Origin of the sequence: Streptomyces apricus (assembly GCF_008369065.1) — a bacterium.
GTDB classification, from domain to species: Bacteria; Actinomycetota; Actinomycetes; order Streptomycetales; family Streptomycetaceae; genus Streptomyces; species Streptomyces apricus.
The window spans coordinates 118,092-134,446 of sequence record NZ_VDFC01000015.1; the positions used below are offsets into that span (position 1 = coordinate 118,092).

Below are 16,355 nucleotides of genomic sequence, written 5' to 3' on the forward strand. Positions count from 1 at the left end.
GGGTATCGTGGCGCCCATGGAGCTGCGCACGCTGCGGTACTTCGTGGCGGTCGCCGAGGAACTGCACTTCGGCCGCGCCGCCACCCGGCTGCACATGAGCCAGCCGCCCCTGAGCCGGGCGATCCGGCAGCTGGAGACGGAGCTGGGCGGCGCGCTGTTCGACCGCTCGTCCGCCGGGGTCGCCCTCACCCCCGTCGGCACCGTCCTGCTCGGTGAGGCGCGCGCCCTGCTCGCCCGGGCCGAGCTGGCGCGCGCCCGCGTCGCCGGGGCGGCCGGCGCGGCGGCCCTCACCGTCGGCATCCTCGGGGACAGCACCGACCCGCGGGTCACCCGGCTGGCCGCCGCCCACCGCGCCCGCCACCCGCACGTCGAGGTCCGCGTCCGCGAGACCGACCTGACCGACCCGACCTGCGGGCTGCGCGCCGGACCCGTCGACGTCGCCCTGACCCGGGGCCCGTTCGACACGGCCGGCCTGACCGTGCGCGACCTGCGCGCCGATCCGGTGGGGGCGCTGCTGCGCGCCGACGACCCGCTGGCCCGCCGCGACGGCCTGGTCCTCGCCGACCTGGCCGGCCGCCGCTGGTTCCGCTTCCCGGCCGGCACCGACCCGCTCTGGCAGGCGTACTGGCACGGCGGGGAACCCCGCGAGGGGCCCGTGGTGCGCGCCGTCCAGGAGTGCCGGCAGGCCGTGCTCTGGAACGGCACGGTCGGCGTGACGCTCCTGGGACACGACCCGGGGGAGGGGCTCGCCGTGGTGCCGCTGCTCGACATGGCACCGAGCCGCGTGGTCGTGGCGTGGAACCGGGGCGACACGAACCCCCTGCTGCGCTCCTTCGTCCGGAGCGCGACCGCCGCCTACCGCGACCGCTCCGTCCAGTAGGCTCCGGACATGCGGATCTCCGTCTCCTCGGACATGGACGAACCCGTGGCCCGCGCGCTCCTCGCCGAACTGCGCGAGCGCGGCCACGAGGTGCTGGCGCACGGGGCGTTGCGGCCCGGGGCCGACGCGCGCTGGGCGGTGTGCTCGGAGACCGCGGCGCGGGACGTGGCCTCCGGACGGGCGGACCTGGCGGTCGTCTGCTGCTGGACCGGCACGGGTGCGTCGATCGCCGCGAACAAGGTGCCGGGCGTACGCGCGGCGCTGTGCACCGACGCCTACACGGCCCACGGCGCCCGCCGCTGGAACGACGCCAACGTACTGGCCCTGGGCCTGCGGCTGACCTCCGAACCGCTGCTGAAGGAGATCCTCGACGCCTGGTTCGACACCGGGGCGAGCACCGACGCCGACGACCGGGCGAACGTGTCCCACGTGGCCCGTCTCGACCAGGCGGGCGGCACACCGACCTTCTAGCGCGATCAGGCCGGACCGGCCGGGCGGCCCGTTCCGTTGCTCTGCGCGGACCTCGCTATCAGCTGGTCGATGAGCGCGATCAGGACGTCCCGGCACGAGTCCCGGTCCCGGGCGTCGCACAGCAGCACATGGGCGTTCTCCGGCAGCGCCAGCGCCTCCCGGATCTCCTCCGGCGCGTACGGGTGCTCCCCGTGGAAGCCGTTGACGCCCACGACGAACGGGATGCCGCGCCGCTCGAAGAAGTCGATGGCGGCGAAGCTCGACTCCGGCCTGCGGACGTCGACCAGGACCACCGCGCCGAGGGCGCCGATCGCCAGGTCGTTCCACATGAACCAGAACCGCTGCTGCCCGGGTGTGCCGAAGAGGTACAGCACGAGTTCCTGGCTGAGCGTGATCCGCCCGAAGTCCAGGGCCACCGTGGTGGCGTGCTTCTCCGGGATGCCGCCCAGGTCGTCGACGCCGAGGCCGGCCGACGTGAGCGGTTCCTCCGTGCGCAGCGGCACGATCTCACTGACCGAGCCGACCATGGTGGTCTTGCCGACGCCGAACCCTCCGGCGATCAGGATCTTGACCGTGTCGGGTGCTGAGGTCCCCTCGACGACGGGGCTAGAGCCGGCCAAGGCCGTCCCTCACTTTCTGCAGCAGGTCCAAGTCCGAGGTACGGGAGATCTCGCGGGGCGCCCGGGCGGTGATCCGGCCCGCCTCCAGCAGATCGCTGAGCATGATGCAGACCACGCTCACCGGCAGGTCGAGCTGGGCCGCGAGCTCCGCCACCACGAGCGGCTTCGCGCACAGCCGCAGGATCCGCGCCTGCTCCGGCTGCGGCCGCTCGGCCCGGGCGGGCGGCGGATCCACCGTGGTGACCGACGTGATCAGGGTGAAGTCGGCGCGGCTGGGCCGGGTGCGGCCGCCGGTCAGCGTGAACGGCCGTACGAGACGGCCCGCCGAGTCGCCTCCGTTCACCTCACTCGCCAGTGTCGGTGGCGACACCGGCGCGCGGTGCCGCGCTGAGGTGCTCGCCGATCTTCTTCACCAGCATGTTCATCTGGTACGCCACGACGCCGACGTCCGCGCCCTTGCTGGTGAGCACGGCCAGGTGGGCGCCGGGTCCCGCCGTGGTGAGGATCAGGAAGCTGTTGGCCATCTCGATGAGCGCCTGGCGCACGGGCCCGCCGCGGAAGTCCATGCTGACGCCCTTGCTGAGGCTCATCAGCCCCGACGCGGTCGCCGCGAGCCGTTCGGCGTCGTCGCGCAGGAACCCCGTGGACTTGCTGACGACCAGTCCGTCCTCGGAGAGCACGACGGCTTGGTTCACCTCGGCGACCCGGTCCACCAGTCCGGTGAGCAGCTGGTCGAGCTGGCTGTGCGTGGCGGGCGTGGGGCGTGTCATTTCTCTGTCCTTCATGAGCGGTCTGCGGGCGGAGTCGAGGTGACGGATGCGCCTTCCGGCGCGGTTTCTTCCCCTTGGTCGTACGTCGTATCCGCGTCGTTGTCACGCGCCTGGAGCGTTCCGCGCTGGAACCCGGCCAGCGAGGAGGCGGCGCGTTCGGCGGTGAACTCCTCCAGGGAGGCGTCGGCCTCCGCGGCGGCCTCCGGCACGGAGTCCTCGCGCAACTCGGCGGCCAGGCTGGTCTGCGGCACCCGGCGCGGCAGCGGGGTCGTCCCGCCGCGTCCCCTGCCCGCGCCCGTGGCGGGCCGCGCGGTGAGCGGGGCGGTCCGGGCCGCGGGCACCTCGGTACGGGCCCGGGCGACCGGCTGCGCCTCCCGGGAGCGCTCGTGCGTCGGCCCGTCCGGCTCGGCGTCCCGGGCGACCGCGCTCCGGGCGGCGCCGCGGGACGGCTCGGCGGGGACCGGCGTCCGCGGCTCGCCGGCGTGCCCGGTGGCTCCGGCGTCCCCGGCGGACTCCGGGGACTCGCGCACCACGATCTCGTGGGGGATCAGCACGATCGCCGTCGTGCCCCCGTACGGCGAGGGGCGCAGGGTGACGGTGACGCCGTGCCGGTTGGCCAGCCGGGCGATCACGAACATGCCGAGCCGCAGGTCGTCGGCGAGGGCCACCACGTCGAACTGCGGGGGCACCGCCAGCTGGGCGTTGAACGAGGCGTAGTCGTCCTCGGACATGCCCAGGCCGCGGTCCTCGATCTCCACCGCCAGGCCCTTGGCCACCAGCGCGGCCCGCACGCCCACGGGGCTGGGCGCGGGGGAGTAGGCGGTCGCGTTGTCGATCAGCTCGGCCAGCAGGTGGATGACGTCGGCCACCGCGGGCGGCGCGAGGAAGACCTCCTCGTCCGTCTGCACCTCCACCCGCTGGTACTCGGCGACCTCGCCGACCGCGCTGCGCAGGATGTCGATCAGGGCGACCGGCTCGGTCCAGCTGCGGCCCGGCCGCTCGCCGCTGATGATGACCAGGTTCTCCTCGTAGCGGCGCAACTGGCTCGCCGTGGAGTCCAGTTCGTACAGGCCCTTGAGGATGTTCGGGTCCTGGTGCTCGCGTTCCAGCGCGTCGAGCTTGGTGAGCTGGAGGTTGACCAGGTTCTGGCTCTGCCGGGCGATGCCGAGGATGACCTTCTGGAAGCCGCGCCGGGTGTCGGCGAGTTCCACCGCGGTGTTCACCGCCGTGCGCTGGGCGGTGTTGAACGCCTGCGCCACCTGCCCCAGTTCGTCCCGGCCGTAGTCCAGCTCGGGCGTCGCGGACTCGACGTCGACCGTCTCGCCGCGGTCCAGCCGCGCCACCACGTCGGGCAGCCGCTCCTGGGCCAGGCTCAGGGTGGCGAGCCGCAGCCCGCGCAGCCGCCGGGACAGGGAGCGGGTGATGCGCCACGACATGAAGACGCAGACCAGCAGGGCGACGAGTCCGGCGGCGCTCAGCGCGGCCGCCTTGATCAGCAGGCCCTCGGCCTGGTCGTCGCTGCGCTGCAGCAGCGCCGTCGTCTCCTGGTGGATCAGGGTGGTGTACTGCTGCCGCAGCTTGTCGTACGCCGTGCTCCAGCGCTGGCGGGCGTCCGGCAGGGAGATCTTCTTCCCCCCGTCGTCCCCGGCCCGGGCCGCCAGCACCTGGTTCTCGACGGTCTCCAGGGTCTTCCACTCCGGGCCCTGCAGGATCCGCTCGGTCTGCGTCTTCACCGAGCCGCGCAGCGACGGGACGAGCTGGTCCTCGACGAGGAAGCGCCGGGCGTTGACCAACTGGGTGAAGTGGCCGAGCGACTGCTCGTCGAGTTCGCCCGCCGGCCACACCAGGTGGAGCTGGGCGTCCTCCTGGGAGACCAGTTCCGCGGAGTGTTCCAGCGCGACGAGCGGCCCCGCCTGCGAGGTGAGTTCGCCGTCGTCGACCTGGGAGATCTCCTGGAAGGCGTGGATCTGGTCGTCGATGATCGCGGTGTACTGGTCCAGCGCCTGCTCGGGGGTGATGTCGGTGGGGTCGTCCACCTGCCCCCGGTAGTACTCCAGGCTGCCCACCGACGCGATGACCGAGTACATCCGGTCGCGGATGCGGGTGGGCGCCTCCCTGATCCGGTCGGACTGGCCGACCAGCGTCGCGATCGCCTTGTCGGTACGCTCCCGCTGCTCGTCCAGCGCGGCACGCGAACCGCCGGGCGAGGCCAGCAGCACGGCCGACAGGCTGCGCTCGCGCTGCAGCGCGAGCGTCGCGTCGGTGCCCATCGCCCCGGTCGACCGGCTGAGGCCGGTCTGGTCCCGCAGCCGCAGTCCCTCGGAGAACATCTGGATCGTCGTCACACCCCACATGGCGGCGAGGGTGACGCTGGGGACCAGGGCCAGGAGGATCAGCGAGAGACGTATGGAGCCGAGACGGCGGCGGGCGCCTGTCCGTGGAGACATCGTCGTCCTAGAGCGTTCAGCGGTGAGCAGGGGGGCGCGGGGCCCCTGCCTCCACCCCCGCTCCCGTCTCTGTCCTGGTCCCGTCACGGAACTGCGCGCGGCATGGTGCACGGGGCGCTCCGCGGGACAGGATGCCCGTATGAAGGGTGATCTTTTCTCCAGCGAGTACATGGTGCAGCCGGCCGCCACGGCGGGCATGAGCGTGCAGAACTCCAAGTCGATCAGGTACGCCGTCAACGGCGAGATGCTCGCCCGGCAGGGCGCGATGATCGCCTACCGCGGCAACCTGCAGTTCGAGCGCAAGGGCCAGGGCGTCGGCGGCATGCTCAAGCGGGCCGTCACCGGCGAGGGCCTGCCGCTCATGGCGGTGCGCGGGCAGGGCGAGGCCTGGTTCGCGCACGAGGCGCAGAACTGCTTCATCATCGACATCGACCCCGGCGACGTCTTCACCGTCAACGGCCGCAATGTCCTGTGCTTCGACGCGTCGCTGCAGTACGAGATCAAGACGGTGAAGGGCGCGGGCGTCACCGGCGGCGGCCTGTTCAACAGCGTCTTCACCGGGCAGGGCAGGCTCGGTCTCGTCTGCGAGGGCAATCCGCTGGTCATCCCGGTCTCACCGCAGTGGCCGGTCTACGTCGACACGGACGCGGTCGTCGGCTGGACGGCCAACCTCCAGACCTCGCTGCACCGTTCGCAGTCCATCGGCTCGATGCTCCGCGGCGGCTCGGGCGAGGCGGTGCAGCTGATGCTCCAGGGCGAGGGGTACGTCGTCGTGCGCCCCAGCGAGGCCACACCGCAGAAGGCCCAGCAGCACTGACCCGGGCCCGGGACGGGCCGTTCGGTACCGCCGGGCCCCCTCCGGGACCGGGCCGGGCCCGGCCCGGTCCCGGGTGTCCGCGGTTCAGGACCTGCCGCTCGTGCGCCGGCGCCACAGCACCGCGGCGGTGCCGGTGGCGAGCAGCGCCGCGGTGCCGGCCGCGGCGGGCAGCAGCGCACCGGCGCCGGTCGAGGCGAGCGCCCCGTGGCCGGAGGTGCCGCTGGTACCCGTGCTGCCGAGGGAGTCACCGCCGGTCGTGCCCGGCGCGCCACCGCTCCCCGTACCGCTCGTGTCCCCCGCGCCACCGGTGCCGTCCGTGCCGTCCGTGTCGCCCGTGCCGCCCGCGCTGTTCCCGCCGCCCGTCGGGCCGTCGACGGGAACCGTGGTGGCCGGGTCGGTCGGGTCCGTCTCCGGGGCGGAGCCGCTGGGCGAGGGACCGGGTGTCCCGTCGTCCGAGGGGTCCGGCGAGGGCGACGCCGGGTCCGAGGGCGAGGGGTCCGGCGGCTGCGGCGCCCTGAACACGGTGAGCGAGGCGTCCGAGGGGCTCGCGACGAAGACCGCCTCGCCGCCCGGCGTCACCGCGACGGACGAGGTGCCCGACTGGCCGTTCACGCCAGGCAGTTCGGCGCCCGTGTCGAGATCCTTCAGCGTCGCCGTGTCGTACACCGAGAGCTGCCCCACGCCGTCCCCCTCCTCCGGCGGGTTGCCCCAGTCCTGCCACACCGCGAAGGCCCGGCCGGAGCGCGGGTCCACGGCGACGTCGGCGACGGTGTCGCCCGGTTCGGCGCCGAAGGAGGCGACCGGTTTCCCGGAGGCGATGTCGTACGCCTCCAGCACGGTGCCGCGCCCGGCCCACAGCACACCGCGCCCGGTGTCCCACTCCAGGAACGACACGGCGGCCCCGGCGCCGAGCGCGATCTGCGCGCCGTCGAGCGCGAAGTCCGCCGAACTCACCCGGCGCAGCACGCCGCCCGTGTTGTCGGTGACCCAGATCTGCCCGGCGGCGGTGTCCACGGCGAGCGGACCGCCGGCGGCCGGCAGGGTCAGGGAGCGCTCCACGGTCGCCGACGCCTCGCCGACGGCCACCTCCTCCAGCCTCGTCCCGCGCACCACCACGACCGTGCCCGGCTTGGCCCCGGCCTTCGCCTGGGTGATCGAGGTGCCGGTGAGCCAGCCTCCCCGGCCGGTCGCGTCCCCGTCCGCGGCGGCCGCGATCCCGCGCAGCCCGACCAGGTAGTGCACGCCGTCACCGGCCAGCGGTCCCGCGAGCCGTTTGCCCGGGAGCTGGGAGGGTGCGCCCGTGCTGCCGGGCGAGGTCCTCACGTGGCTCAGTACGGTCCCGGTGGCCGGATCGACGGCGTGGAGCCCGGCGAGGCTGTCGCCCGTCGTGCCGGCGACGGCGTCCGACCCGACGTAGAGCTTCCCCGACCCGGGGTGCAGCAGCAGGTCGAGCGGTTTGCCGACGGTCGTGAGCCGGGCCGTCCGCTCGTACGCGCCGGCCGCGGGCGGGTCGCCGGCGCCGGCGGCCGGCGTACCGACGGCGACGGCGGTGAGGACCACCGCCGTGACGCCCACCAGGACGCCCGCCGCCCGGGGGCGGAGCACATCGCTCCGCCCCCGGGTCCCGTGCGGTGCGCTCACGAGAAGTCGACCGGGAGGTAGACGTCGTACGAGCGGTTGCCGCTGCCGGTGTGGTCGGCACGCGTGACGACGGCGCAGTCGACGTCGGTCCCGCAGACCTGGCCGGCGCCGATGTTCGGGTTGACGTGCACGCTGACGGTGAAGGAGCCGCCGGTGCCGTAGGCGGAGCTGTTGGCGACCGTGCCGCCGCCGAGGTTCGACACCCAGTGCGAGGCGCCGGTGGTGCCTGACTGGTCCGCGCCGCCCAGGCAGGGGGTCGGCCGCGAGGTGTACGTCGACGGGTCGCCCGGCACGACGCCCTCGGGGACGACGCAGAGTCCGACGTAGACGCCCTGGAGCGTGTTGTAGCCGCTCCCGGAGACGGTGATGTTCTGCCCGGCGGCCGACAGGCTGTCCGGCGCCGTCAGCGACAGGGCGTACGTCGTACCGCTCACGGTCACGGACCGCGTGGCGGTGGCGGCCGAGGCCGAACCGGCGAGCCCCACCGTCAGGGCGGTGACGGTGGCTCCTACGGCGGCGATGCGCGTGGCACGGGCGAACACGGCGGATCTCATGGGTGGTTGGCCTTTCGGAGGCGACAGGTACTTAGGTAAGGCAAACCTAAGTTGCAGATCCGGACCCGTCAACCCGGGCCCGCGCACGCGAAAAGTGGGCCCCTTTCCCCGAAGCGCCCCCGCCCACGCGTCCGTTCACGCGATGGTGCGATCATGTCCGGCCCCGCGGATGCGGGAAGGCACCCCCGGGTAGGGCCCGCCCCATGACGCAGCCGTTCGAACTCCCGCACTTCTACCTGCCGTACCCCGCGCGGCTGAACCCGCACGTCGAGGAGGCCCGCGCCCACACCGCCGAGTGGGCCCGCGGCATGGGCATGCTGGAGGGCTCCGGCATCTGGGAGCGGTCCGACCTCGACGCGCACGACTACGGACTGCTGTGCGCGTACACGCACCCCGAGTGCGACGGCCCCGCGCTCTCCCTGATCACCGACTGGTACGTGTGGGTCTTCTTCTTCGACGACCACTTCCTGGAGACCTTCAAGCGCAGCCAGGACCGCGCGGGCGGCAAGGCCTACCTGGACCGCCTCCCGCTCTTCATGCCGCTGGACCTCGCCACCCCCGTGCCCGAGCCGCGCAACCCGGTCGAGGCCGGACTCGCCGACCTGTGGGCGCGCACGGTCCCCTCGATGTCCCTGGACTGGCGCAGGCGCTTCGCCGAATCCACCGAGCACCTGCTGAACGAGTCGATGTGGGAGCTGTCCAACATCGGCGAGGGGCGGATCGCCAACCCCGTCGAGTACATCGAGATGCGCCGCAAGGTCGGCGGCGCCCCCTGGTCGGCGGGGCTCGTGGAGTACGCGACCGCGGAGGTCCCCGCGCAGGTCGCCCGCTCCCGGCCGCTGCGCGTGCTGATGGAGACCTTCTCCGACGCGGTCCACCTGCGCAACGACCTCTTCTCGTACCAGCGCGAGGTCGAGGAGGAGGGCGAGCTGAGCAACGGCGTGCTCGTCCTGGAGACGTTCTTCGGCTGCACGACCCAGCAGGCCGCCGACACCGTCAACGACATCCTCTCCTCGCGCCTGTACCAGTTCGACCACACGGCGCTCACCGAGGTTCCGGCGCTGGCCCTGGACAAGGGCCTCACGCCGGACGAGGTGCGGGCCGTCGCCGCGTACACCCGGGGACTGCAGGACTGGCAGGCGGGCGGCCACGAGTGGCACCTGCGGTCGAGCCGGTACATGAACGAGGGGGCGCTGAAGACCTCGCCGCCGGCCGGCCTCAGCGGCTTCGGCACCTCCGCCGCCGACGTCGGCGCGCTGCTCGCCGCGGCCGGCGCCGACCGGCTGCGCGCCTACACCCATGTGCCGTTCCAGAAGGTCGGCCCCTCGCTGCTCCCCGACTTCTTCATGCCGTTCCAGGTCCGCCTCAACGCAGGCCTCGACGGGGCCCGCCGCCGCATCACCCCGTGGGCCCACAGCATGGGCATCCTCCGGGAGGGCGTCTGGGACGAGGACAAGCTCGCCGCCTACGACCTGCCGCTGTGCTCCGCGGGCCTCGATCCGGACGGCACCCCCGAGGCGCTGGACCTCAGCGCGCAGTGGCTCGTCTGGGGGACGTACGGCGACGACTACTACCCGATGGTCTTCGGGCACCGCAGGGACCTGGCCGCCGCGAAGGCGTGCACGGCGCGGCTGTCCGCCTGCATGCCCGTCGAGGGCGAGGAGATCCCGCCCCCGGCCAACGCGATGGAGCGCGGCCTCGCCGACCTCTGGCGGCGCACGACGGCCACCATGGGCCCGGACGCGCGCCGCACCCTGCGGGCCTCGGTGGAGGTCATGACCGAGAGCTGGCTGTGGGAGCTCTCCAACCAGCTGCAGAACCGCGTCCCCGACCCCGTCGACTACCTGGAGATGCGCCGCGCCACCTTCGGCTCCGACCTCACCATGAGCCTGTGCCGGCTGGGCCACGGCCCCGCGGTGCCGCCCGAGGTCTACCGCAGCGGCCCGGTCCGCGCACTGGAGAACGCGGCGATCGACTACGGGATGCTCGTCAACGACGTCTTCTCGTACCAGAAGGAGATCGAGTACGAGGGCGAGGTGCACAACGCGATCCTCGTCGTGCAGACCTTCTTCGGCTGCGACTACCCCAAGGCGCTCGGCGTCGTCCACGACCTCATGACCCGGCGCATGGAGCAGTTCCAGCACATCGCCGCCCACGAACTGCCCGTCCTGTACGAGGACTTCGCACTCTCCGCCGAGGCACGGCAGGTCATGGAGGGCTATGTCGTGGAGCTGCAGAACTGGCTGGCCGGCATCCTGAAGTGGCACCAGGACTGCCGCCGGTACGGGGCCGCCGACCTGGCCCGCCGCGCCCACGGCTTCGTCCCCGGACAGCTGCCGGAACAGCCGTTCGGCGGCGTCCGGCCGAGCCGGCCGGTGTCACCCGCCCGGTGACCGCGACGGGCTGACCCGCGGGGCCGGACCTCCGGCCGCCCCCGGTACCGGAGCCCGGCCGCACCGCGGGAGCGGCGCGGCGGTGGTCCGTCCGCAAAAAGCGGTGGCAACCGGCTCGCGCCGGACCCGCTGTGCGGGCAGGATGCTGCCGGTAGCCCCTCGTGACCCTGGAGGACCGGATGGCCGGCACGCCCGTGCCCTTCACCGCCGACGACTACGCGGCCCGGATGGACCGCGCCGCGCGGGCGGCCGCCGAGGCCGGACTCGCCGGAGTGCTGGTCGCGCCCGGGCCCGACCTGGTCTGGCTCACCGGCTACGCGCCGCCCGCCGCCACCGAGCGGCTCACCCTCCTGGTGCTCGCGGCCGGCCGGGACCCCGTGCTCGTCGTGCCCACCCTGGAGGCCCCCGACGCCGAGAAGGCCGCGGGCGCGTCCGCGCTGACGCTGCGCGACTGGACCGACGGCAAGGACCCGTACGCCGCCACGGCCCCGCTCCTCGACGGCCGCGGCCGGTTCGGCGTCGGCGACAGCACCTGGGCGCTGCACCTGCTGGGCCTGCAGAAGGCGCTGCCCGACACCTCCTACGTCCCCCTCACCGAGGCGCTCCCGATGCTCCGCGCCGTCAAGGACGCCGCCGAACTGGAGCGGCTCGCGGCGGCGGGCGCCGCCGCCGACGCCACGTACGAGGAGATCCTGAAGGTCCCCTTCGCGGGCCGCCGCGAGGCGGACGTGGCCGCCGACCTGGCCGACCTGCTGCGGCGGTTCGGGCACGAGCAGGTGGACTTCACGGTCGTCGGGTCGGGGCCCAACGGCGCGAACCCGCACCACGAGGCCGGGGACCGCGTCATCGGGCGCGGCGACACGGTCGTCCTCGACTTCGGCGGGCTGAAGCACGGCTACGGCTCCGACACCTCCCGCACCGTGCACGTGGGCGAGCCGAGCGCCGAGGAGCAGCGGGTCCACGACGTCGTCCGCGCCGCGCAGCAGGCCGCCTTCGAGGCCGTGCGGCCCGGTGCCGCCTGCCAGGACGTCGACCGGGCCGCCCGCGCGTACATCACCGACGCCGGGTACGGGGACCGCTTCATCCACCGCACCGGACACGGCATCGGCGTCACCACCCACGAACCGCCGTACATGATCGAGGGCGAGGAGCAGCCCCTGGTGCCCGGCATGTGCTTCTCGGTGGAGCCCGGCATCTACCTGCCGGGCCGCTTCGGGGTGCGCATCGAGGACATCGTGACGGTCACCGGGGACGGCGGACGACGCCTCAACGACACCCCCAGGGAGATGGCCGTCGTGCAGTGAGCACCTCTCAGGAGATCCCGCACCCCGGACACCGACGGCGGACGGCGCGACCATGACCCAGGCAGTGACACCCACCGCGGACACCGTACGACGGCTCGTCCGCTCCCTGCTCCCGGACGGCGGCGGGCCCAGGATCGCGCCCGTCACCGGGGACGCCGAGCACGTCACCTGGTTCGTCGGCGCACGCCATGTGCTGCGGCTCGCCCCGGACCGCGAGGCGGCCCGGCGCCAGCGGCGCGAACTGCGGCTGCGCGACCTGGTGCGTCCCCACCTCGTGGTCGCCGTCCCGGTGAGCATCGCGCACGGCGAGTGGGCGAGCGGACTGACGTACACGCTCGACACGCTGATCCCCGGCGAGGGCGGGGGGAACGGCGCGGGCGGCGGGCCCGGCGCACCGCAGGGCGTCTCCGCCGTCGGCGAGGCCGACCTGGCGGGGCTGCTCACCGGACTGCGCGAGGTGCCGGTGCGCCAGGCCGAGGCGCTCGGGGTGCCCCGGGCCGCGCCCCGGTCCCTGGAGGCGCTGCGGGCCACCGCCGAACGCGCCGCCGCGCAGCTGGCGAAGGCCGACGAGTTCGACCCCGCCCGGCTCCACCAGCTCACCGCGGCCGCCGCCGCGCAGCTCGCGCCCCAGCCCGGCGCCGCCTTCCTGGTGCACCACGGCCTGGCGGACGAGCGCCTGGTCGTGAGCGCGGACGGACGCGTGCGCGGGGTCGTCGGCTGGGCCGACGCGGTGGCCGGCGACCCCACCGAGGACATCGCGGGCCTCGCCCTGGCCGTCGGCGCGCCCGCGGCGGTCCGCGCGGCGACCCTCGCCGGGTACGGTGCCCGGCCCTGTCTGCGGGGCCTGTGGCTCGCTCGCTGCGACGCGCTGGTGCGGCTCGCGCAGCGGCTGCGCCATCACGACGAGGGGCGGCTGGTGGCGCTGCGCGCCCAGCTGGTGCGTTCCTGGGAGCCCATTTTGCTGGAACGGGTCACTGACGAGACGGAGTGACGACCTGCGGCCCGGTGGGGGCTGGTCGCGCAGTTCCCCGCGCCCCTTAAAGACTGCGCAGTTCCCCGCGCCCCCAGGTACCTGGGGGCGCGGGGAACTGCGCGACCGGCCACGACGCACCCGCAGGTGCTCACGGGCCCCGGCGGAGCCCCGGGCTCACCCTTGCAGGAGCACCACGCACGACTCGCCCGGCAGGCCCAGCAGCCCGTCCTCCCCGGGGAGTTCCACCGGCTCCCACGCCGCCAGCACCCGGGACGGCCGGGAGCCCAGCGGGATCGCGGCCGGCTCCTTGCCGAGGTTCACGGCCACCCGGACGTCACCGCGCCGGAAGGCGAGCCAGCGGGCGTTCTCGTCGTACGCCACCTTGACGTCCGCGAGATCGGGGTCGGTGAGGTCCGGCTGGGCGTGCCGCAGCGCGATCAGCTCGCGGTACCAGGCCAGCACGCGCGCGTGCACCCCCTCCCGCGGCTCCGACCAGTCGAGGCAGGACCGGTCGCGGGTGGCGGGGTCCTGCGGGTCGGGGATGTCGTCCTCGGCCCACCCGTGCGCCCCGAACTCCCGCCGCCTGCCCTGCCGGACGGCCTCCGCGAGCTCCGGGTCGGTGTGGTCCGTGAAGAACTGCCAGGGCGTGCCCGCCGCCCACTCCTCGCCCATGAACAGCATCGGCGTGAACGGCCCCGTGAGCGTCAGCGCGGCCGCGCAGGCCAGCAGGCCGGGGGAGAGGGTGGCCGAGAGCCGGTCGCCCAGGGCCCGGTTGCCGATCTGGTCGTGGGTCTGGGAGTAGCCGAGCAGCCGGTGCCCGGCGACCCGCGTGACGTCCAGCGGGCGCCCGTGCCGCCGGCCCCGGAAGCTGGAGTACGTGCCGTCGTGGAAGTAGCCGGCCGTCAGCGTCTTGGCGATCGCCGCGAGCGGGGCGCGGCCGAAGTCCGCGTAGTAGCCCTGCGTCTCACCGGTCAGCGCGGTGTGCAGCGCGTGGTGGAAGTCGTCGTTCCACTGGGCGTGCAGCCCGAGCCCGTTCTCCTTGCGGGGCGTGATCAGCCGCGGGTCGCCCAGGTCCGACTCGGCGACGAGGAACAGCGGCCGGCCCACCTCGCCGGAGAGCCCGTCCACGGCGGCCGACAGCTCCTCCAGGAAGTGGCACGCGCGCGTGTCGTACAGGGCGTGCACCGCGTCCAGGCGCAGCCCGTCCAGCCGGTAGTCGCGCAGCCACGACAGCGCGCTGCCGGTCAGGAACGCGCGCACCTCGTCCGAACCCGGCGCGTCCAGGTTCACCGCCGAGCCCCACGGGGTGTGGTGTGTGTCCGTGAAGTAGGGCCCGAAGACGGGCAGGTAGTTGCCCGACGGCCCCAGGTGGTTGTGCACGACGTCCAGGACGACGCCCAGACCCAGCTCGTGCGCCCGGTCGACGAACCGCTTCAGCGCCTCGGGGCCGCCGTACGGCTCGTGCACGGCCCACAGCGACACCCCCTCGTACCCCCAGCCGTGCCGTCCGGGGAACGGGCACAGCGGCATCAACTCGACGTGCGTGATGCCCAGTTCCGCCAGGTGCTCCAGCCGCCCGGCGGCCGCGTCCAGCGTGCCCTCGGGGGTGTACGTGCCCACGTGCAGCTCGTACAGGACGGAGCCCGGCAGCCCGCGCCCCGCCCACTCGGCACGCCACGCGTACCGCTCGTGGTCGACGACCGCGCTCAGACCGTCCGGCCCGTCCGGCTGCCGGCGCGAGCGCGGGTCCGGCAGCACCGGGCCGTCGTCCACCGCGAAGCCGTACCGCGTGCCGTCCTCGGCCTGCGCCTCTGCCGTCCACCACCCCGCTCGTTCCGGATCGGGCTCCATCGCGCGCGTGGTGTCCGCGCAATGGAGCGTCATGCGGTCGGCCTGTGGTGCCCACACCTCGAACTGCACGGACGGTTCTCCCTCGTCTGCTCACCGTGACCTCGCCGGTCCCATGGTGCGTCAAACGAGATCAATTCACCTTCGGATCCCCTCGATCGGACGACGGAAACGGCCTGATCCGCGACGAGTGCCCGGCTGAAGTGCTGTGTTTTCTGGACACCCCGGCCGCGCTGCCAGACAATCGGCTCCGTGACGTCGTCCTCCGAGTTCCACACCTATCCCGCTCCCGTGCGGCTGTCGGACGCCGAGCGCGACAGGACGCTCAAGGCGCTGCGGGAGGGCGCCGCCTCGGGGAGGCTCTCGCACGACACCTTCGTCCTGCGCATGGAACTCGCGTTCGCCGCCCGCACGCCGGACGAACTGGCCGCGCTCACCGCCGACCTGCGCACCGAGAACCGCCTGTCCCGGATGCTGTTCGGCACGGTCGAGGCGGTCTCCGGTTTCGGCGTGCGGCTGCGCCGGGCCTGGCAGGCCGAGCGGCTGCCCAAGCTGCTGCTGCCCCGGTCCGACAGCCCGTACCCGCTGCGGATAGGCCGCGACCCCGCCAGCGGTCTGCGGCTCAGCCACGAGACGGTGTCCCGGGTGCACGCCGAGCTGACCCGCCAGGGCGGCCTGTGGGTGCTGCGCGACCTCGGCTCCACCAACGGCACCTCCGTCAACGGGCGCCGGGTGATCAGCACCGCCGTCGTCCAGGTCGGCGACCAGGTCAGCTTCGGCCGGATGGCGTTCCGCCTCGCGGCGGACTGACCTCCCCGCGCCGGGACGTGCATATTTCTACGTCCACCGGTGTTGACGTACCTCCGCCGCCGTGACTCACTGTGCGTACGCCGTGCACACCGAGTGAGACGGCGGTGACCGTCGCGGAGGTAGGACCCTGTCGCCCTTGCTCCGCTACCCCTCCGTCGACGAACTCGCCCTGCGGGCGGCCGCGCTCGCGGACCGCCGCCCGCGCGACGCCCGGCTGCGCCGGGTGGGCACGTCCCGCGCCGGGCTCCCGATGCAGCTGCTGTCCGTCGGGCACGGCAGCCGGCAGGTCCTCGTCGTGGCCGGTCCGCACGCCAACGAGCCGGTGGGCGGCGCCACCGTCCTGCGGCTCGCCGAACGGGTGCTGGCCGACCCCCGGCTGCGCGACGGCGCCGACGTCACCTGGAACCTCCTGCTGTGCCTGGACCCCGACGGCTCCCGCCGCAACGAGGGCTGGCTGCCGGGCCCGTACACCCTCGGCCGGCACTTCCGGCACTTCTTCCGCCCGGGCTTCCGGGAGCAGCCGGAGTGGCTGCCCGACGGCGCCGGGCGGGCCGCCCTGCCCGAGACCCGCACCCTGCTCGCCCTCCAGGACGAGCTGCGGCCCTTCCTCCAGTGCTCCCTGCACGGCGTCGACGTGGGCGGCGGCTTCGTCGAGCTGACCCGGGACCTGCCCGGCATGGCGCCCCGCCTCGCGCACATCGCCGCGCGCCTGGACGTCCCGCTCGAACTGGGCCCCTACGACACGCTGTACTGGCCCGCGCTCGGACCGGCGGTCTTCCGGATCCCGCCGCCTCCGTGATGGCCGCGGTCAGGGCGTCGTCGCGGCC

General features: G+C 74.0%; 14 protein-coding genes and 1 pseudogene. 8 read left to right on the plus strand and 7 right to left on the minus strand.

Annotated elements, in window-relative coordinates:
• Positions 1–16: 16 nt before the first annotated feature.
• A complete protein-coding gene (locus tag FGF04_RS05555) occupies positions 17–880 on the plus strand; it encodes a LysR family transcriptional regulator (protein WP_149510095.1) in 864 nt (287 codons plus the stop codon).
• 9 nt (positions 881–889) lie between these two features.
• Positions 890–1,351 carry an RpiB/LacA/LacB family sugar-phosphate isomerase gene (locus FGF04_RS05560; protein WP_149510096.1) on the plus strand — a complete coding sequence of 154 codons (462 nt, stop codon included), beginning with the start codon at positions 890–892 and terminating at the stop codon, positions 1,349–1,351.
• A gap of 5 nt (positions 1,352–1,356) precedes the next feature.
• Here the strand turns inward: FGF04_RS05560 and FGF04_RS05565 are convergent, their stop codons facing one another.
• The 4 genes from FGF04_RS05565 to FGF04_RS05580 are packed head-to-tail and all read right to left on the minus strand — an operon-like array spanning position 1,357 to position 5,188.
• Positions 1,357–1,971 carry a GTP-binding protein gene (locus tag FGF04_RS05565; RefSeq protein ID WP_149510097.1) on the minus strand — a complete coding sequence of 205 codons (615 nt, stop codon included), beginning with the start codon at positions 1,969–1,971 and terminating at the stop codon, positions 1,357–1,359.
• Positions 1,958–2,314 carry a DUF742 domain-containing protein gene (locus FGF04_RS05570; RefSeq protein WP_149510098.1) on the minus strand — a complete coding sequence of 119 codons (357 nt, stop codon included), beginning with the start codon at positions 2,312–2,314 and terminating at the stop codon, positions 1,958–1,960. Before FGF04_RS05570 ends, FGF04_RS05565 begins: the two co-directional genes overlap by 14 nt.
• Before the next feature lies 1 nt (position 2,315).
• The gene (locus FGF04_RS05575; RefSeq protein WP_149510099.1) at positions 2,316–2,741 is read right to left on the minus strand and encodes a roadblock/LC7 domain-containing protein; all 426 of its coding nucleotides are present in this window, start codon (positions 2,739–2,741) and stop codon (positions 2,316–2,318) included.
• An 11-nt stretch (positions 2,742–2,752) separates the two neighbouring features.
• Positions 2,753–5,188, minus strand: coding sequence for a sensor histidine kinase (locus FGF04_RS05580; RefSeq protein ID WP_149510100.1), 2,436 nt, complete (start codon positions 5,186–5,188; stop codon positions 2,753–2,755).
• Between the two features lie 139 nt (positions 5,189–5,327).
• Here FGF04_RS05580 and FGF04_RS05585 point away from each other — a divergent pair, with 139 nt between their 5' ends.
• Positions 5,328–6,005: an AIM24 family protein gene (locus tag FGF04_RS05585; RefSeq protein ID WP_149510101.1), complete on the plus strand. Its 678-nt coding sequence runs from the start codon at positions 5,328–5,330 to the stop codon at positions 6,003–6,005.
• 84 nt (positions 6,006–6,089) lie between these two features.
• On the opposite strand, the gene FGF04_RS05590 is transcribed toward FGF04_RS05585, so the two are convergent.
• Together FGF04_RS05590 and FGF04_RS05595 are read right to left on the minus strand one after the other, a co-directional pair.
• The gene (locus FGF04_RS05590) at positions 6,090–7,610 is read right to left on the minus strand and encodes a YncE family protein (RefSeq protein ID WP_149510102.1); all 1,521 of its coding nucleotides are present in this window, start codon (positions 7,608–7,610) and stop codon (positions 6,090–6,092) included.
• A 32-nt stretch (positions 7,611–7,642) separates the two neighbouring features.
• Positions 7,643–8,200: a hypothetical protein gene (locus FGF04_RS05595; RefSeq protein ID WP_149510103.1), complete on the minus strand. Its 558-nt coding sequence runs from the start codon at positions 8,198–8,200 to the stop codon at positions 7,643–7,645.
• A 203-nt stretch (positions 8,201–8,403) separates the two neighbouring features.
• Here FGF04_RS05595 and cyc2 point away from each other — a divergent pair, with 203 nt between their 5' ends.
• The 3 genes from cyc2 to FGF04_RS05610 all read left to right on the plus strand — a co-directional run bounded on the left by cyc2 (position 8,404) and on the right by FGF04_RS05610 (position 12,888).
• Entirely contained in the window at positions 8,404–10,593 is a 2,190-nt protein-coding gene (gene cyc2 / locus FGF04_RS05600) for a germacradienol/geosmin synthase Cyc2 (RefSeq protein ID WP_149510104.1), read from the plus strand.
• Positions 10,594–10,772: 179 nt separating this feature from the next.
• Entirely contained in the window at positions 10,773–11,897 is a 1,125-nt protein-coding gene (locus tag FGF04_RS05605) for an aminopeptidase P family protein (protein ID WP_149510105.1), read from the plus strand.
• Positions 11,898–11,949: 52 nt separating this feature from the next.
• Positions 11,950–12,888 carry an aminoglycoside phosphotransferase family protein gene (locus FGF04_RS05610; protein ID WP_149510106.1) on the plus strand — a complete coding sequence of 313 codons (939 nt, stop codon included), beginning with the start codon at positions 11,950–11,952 and terminating at the stop codon, positions 12,886–12,888.
• 156 nt (positions 12,889–13,044) lie between these two features.
• Here FGF04_RS05610 and treZ read toward each other — a convergent pair whose 3' ends face one another.
• Entirely contained in the window at positions 13,045–14,790 is a 1,746-nt protein-coding gene (gene treZ, locus FGF04_RS05615; RefSeq protein WP_149510107.1) for a malto-oligosyltrehalose trehalohydrolase, read from the minus strand.
• A 180-nt stretch (positions 14,791–14,970) separates the two neighbouring features.
• Here treZ and FGF04_RS05620 point away from each other — a divergent pair, with 180 nt between their 5' ends.
• The gene (locus FGF04_RS05620) at positions 14,971–15,528 is read left to right on the plus strand and encodes a DUF1707 and FHA domain-containing protein (RefSeq protein ID WP_149510108.1); all 558 of its coding nucleotides are present in this window, start codon (positions 14,971–14,973) and stop codon (positions 15,526–15,528) included.
• 169 nt (positions 15,529–15,697) lie between these two features.
• Positions 15,698–16,321 (plus strand): annotated as a pseudogene (locus FGF04_RS05625) (M14 family zinc carboxypeptidase); the annotation flags it as partial.
• Positions 16,322–16,355 lie beyond the last annotated feature (34 nt).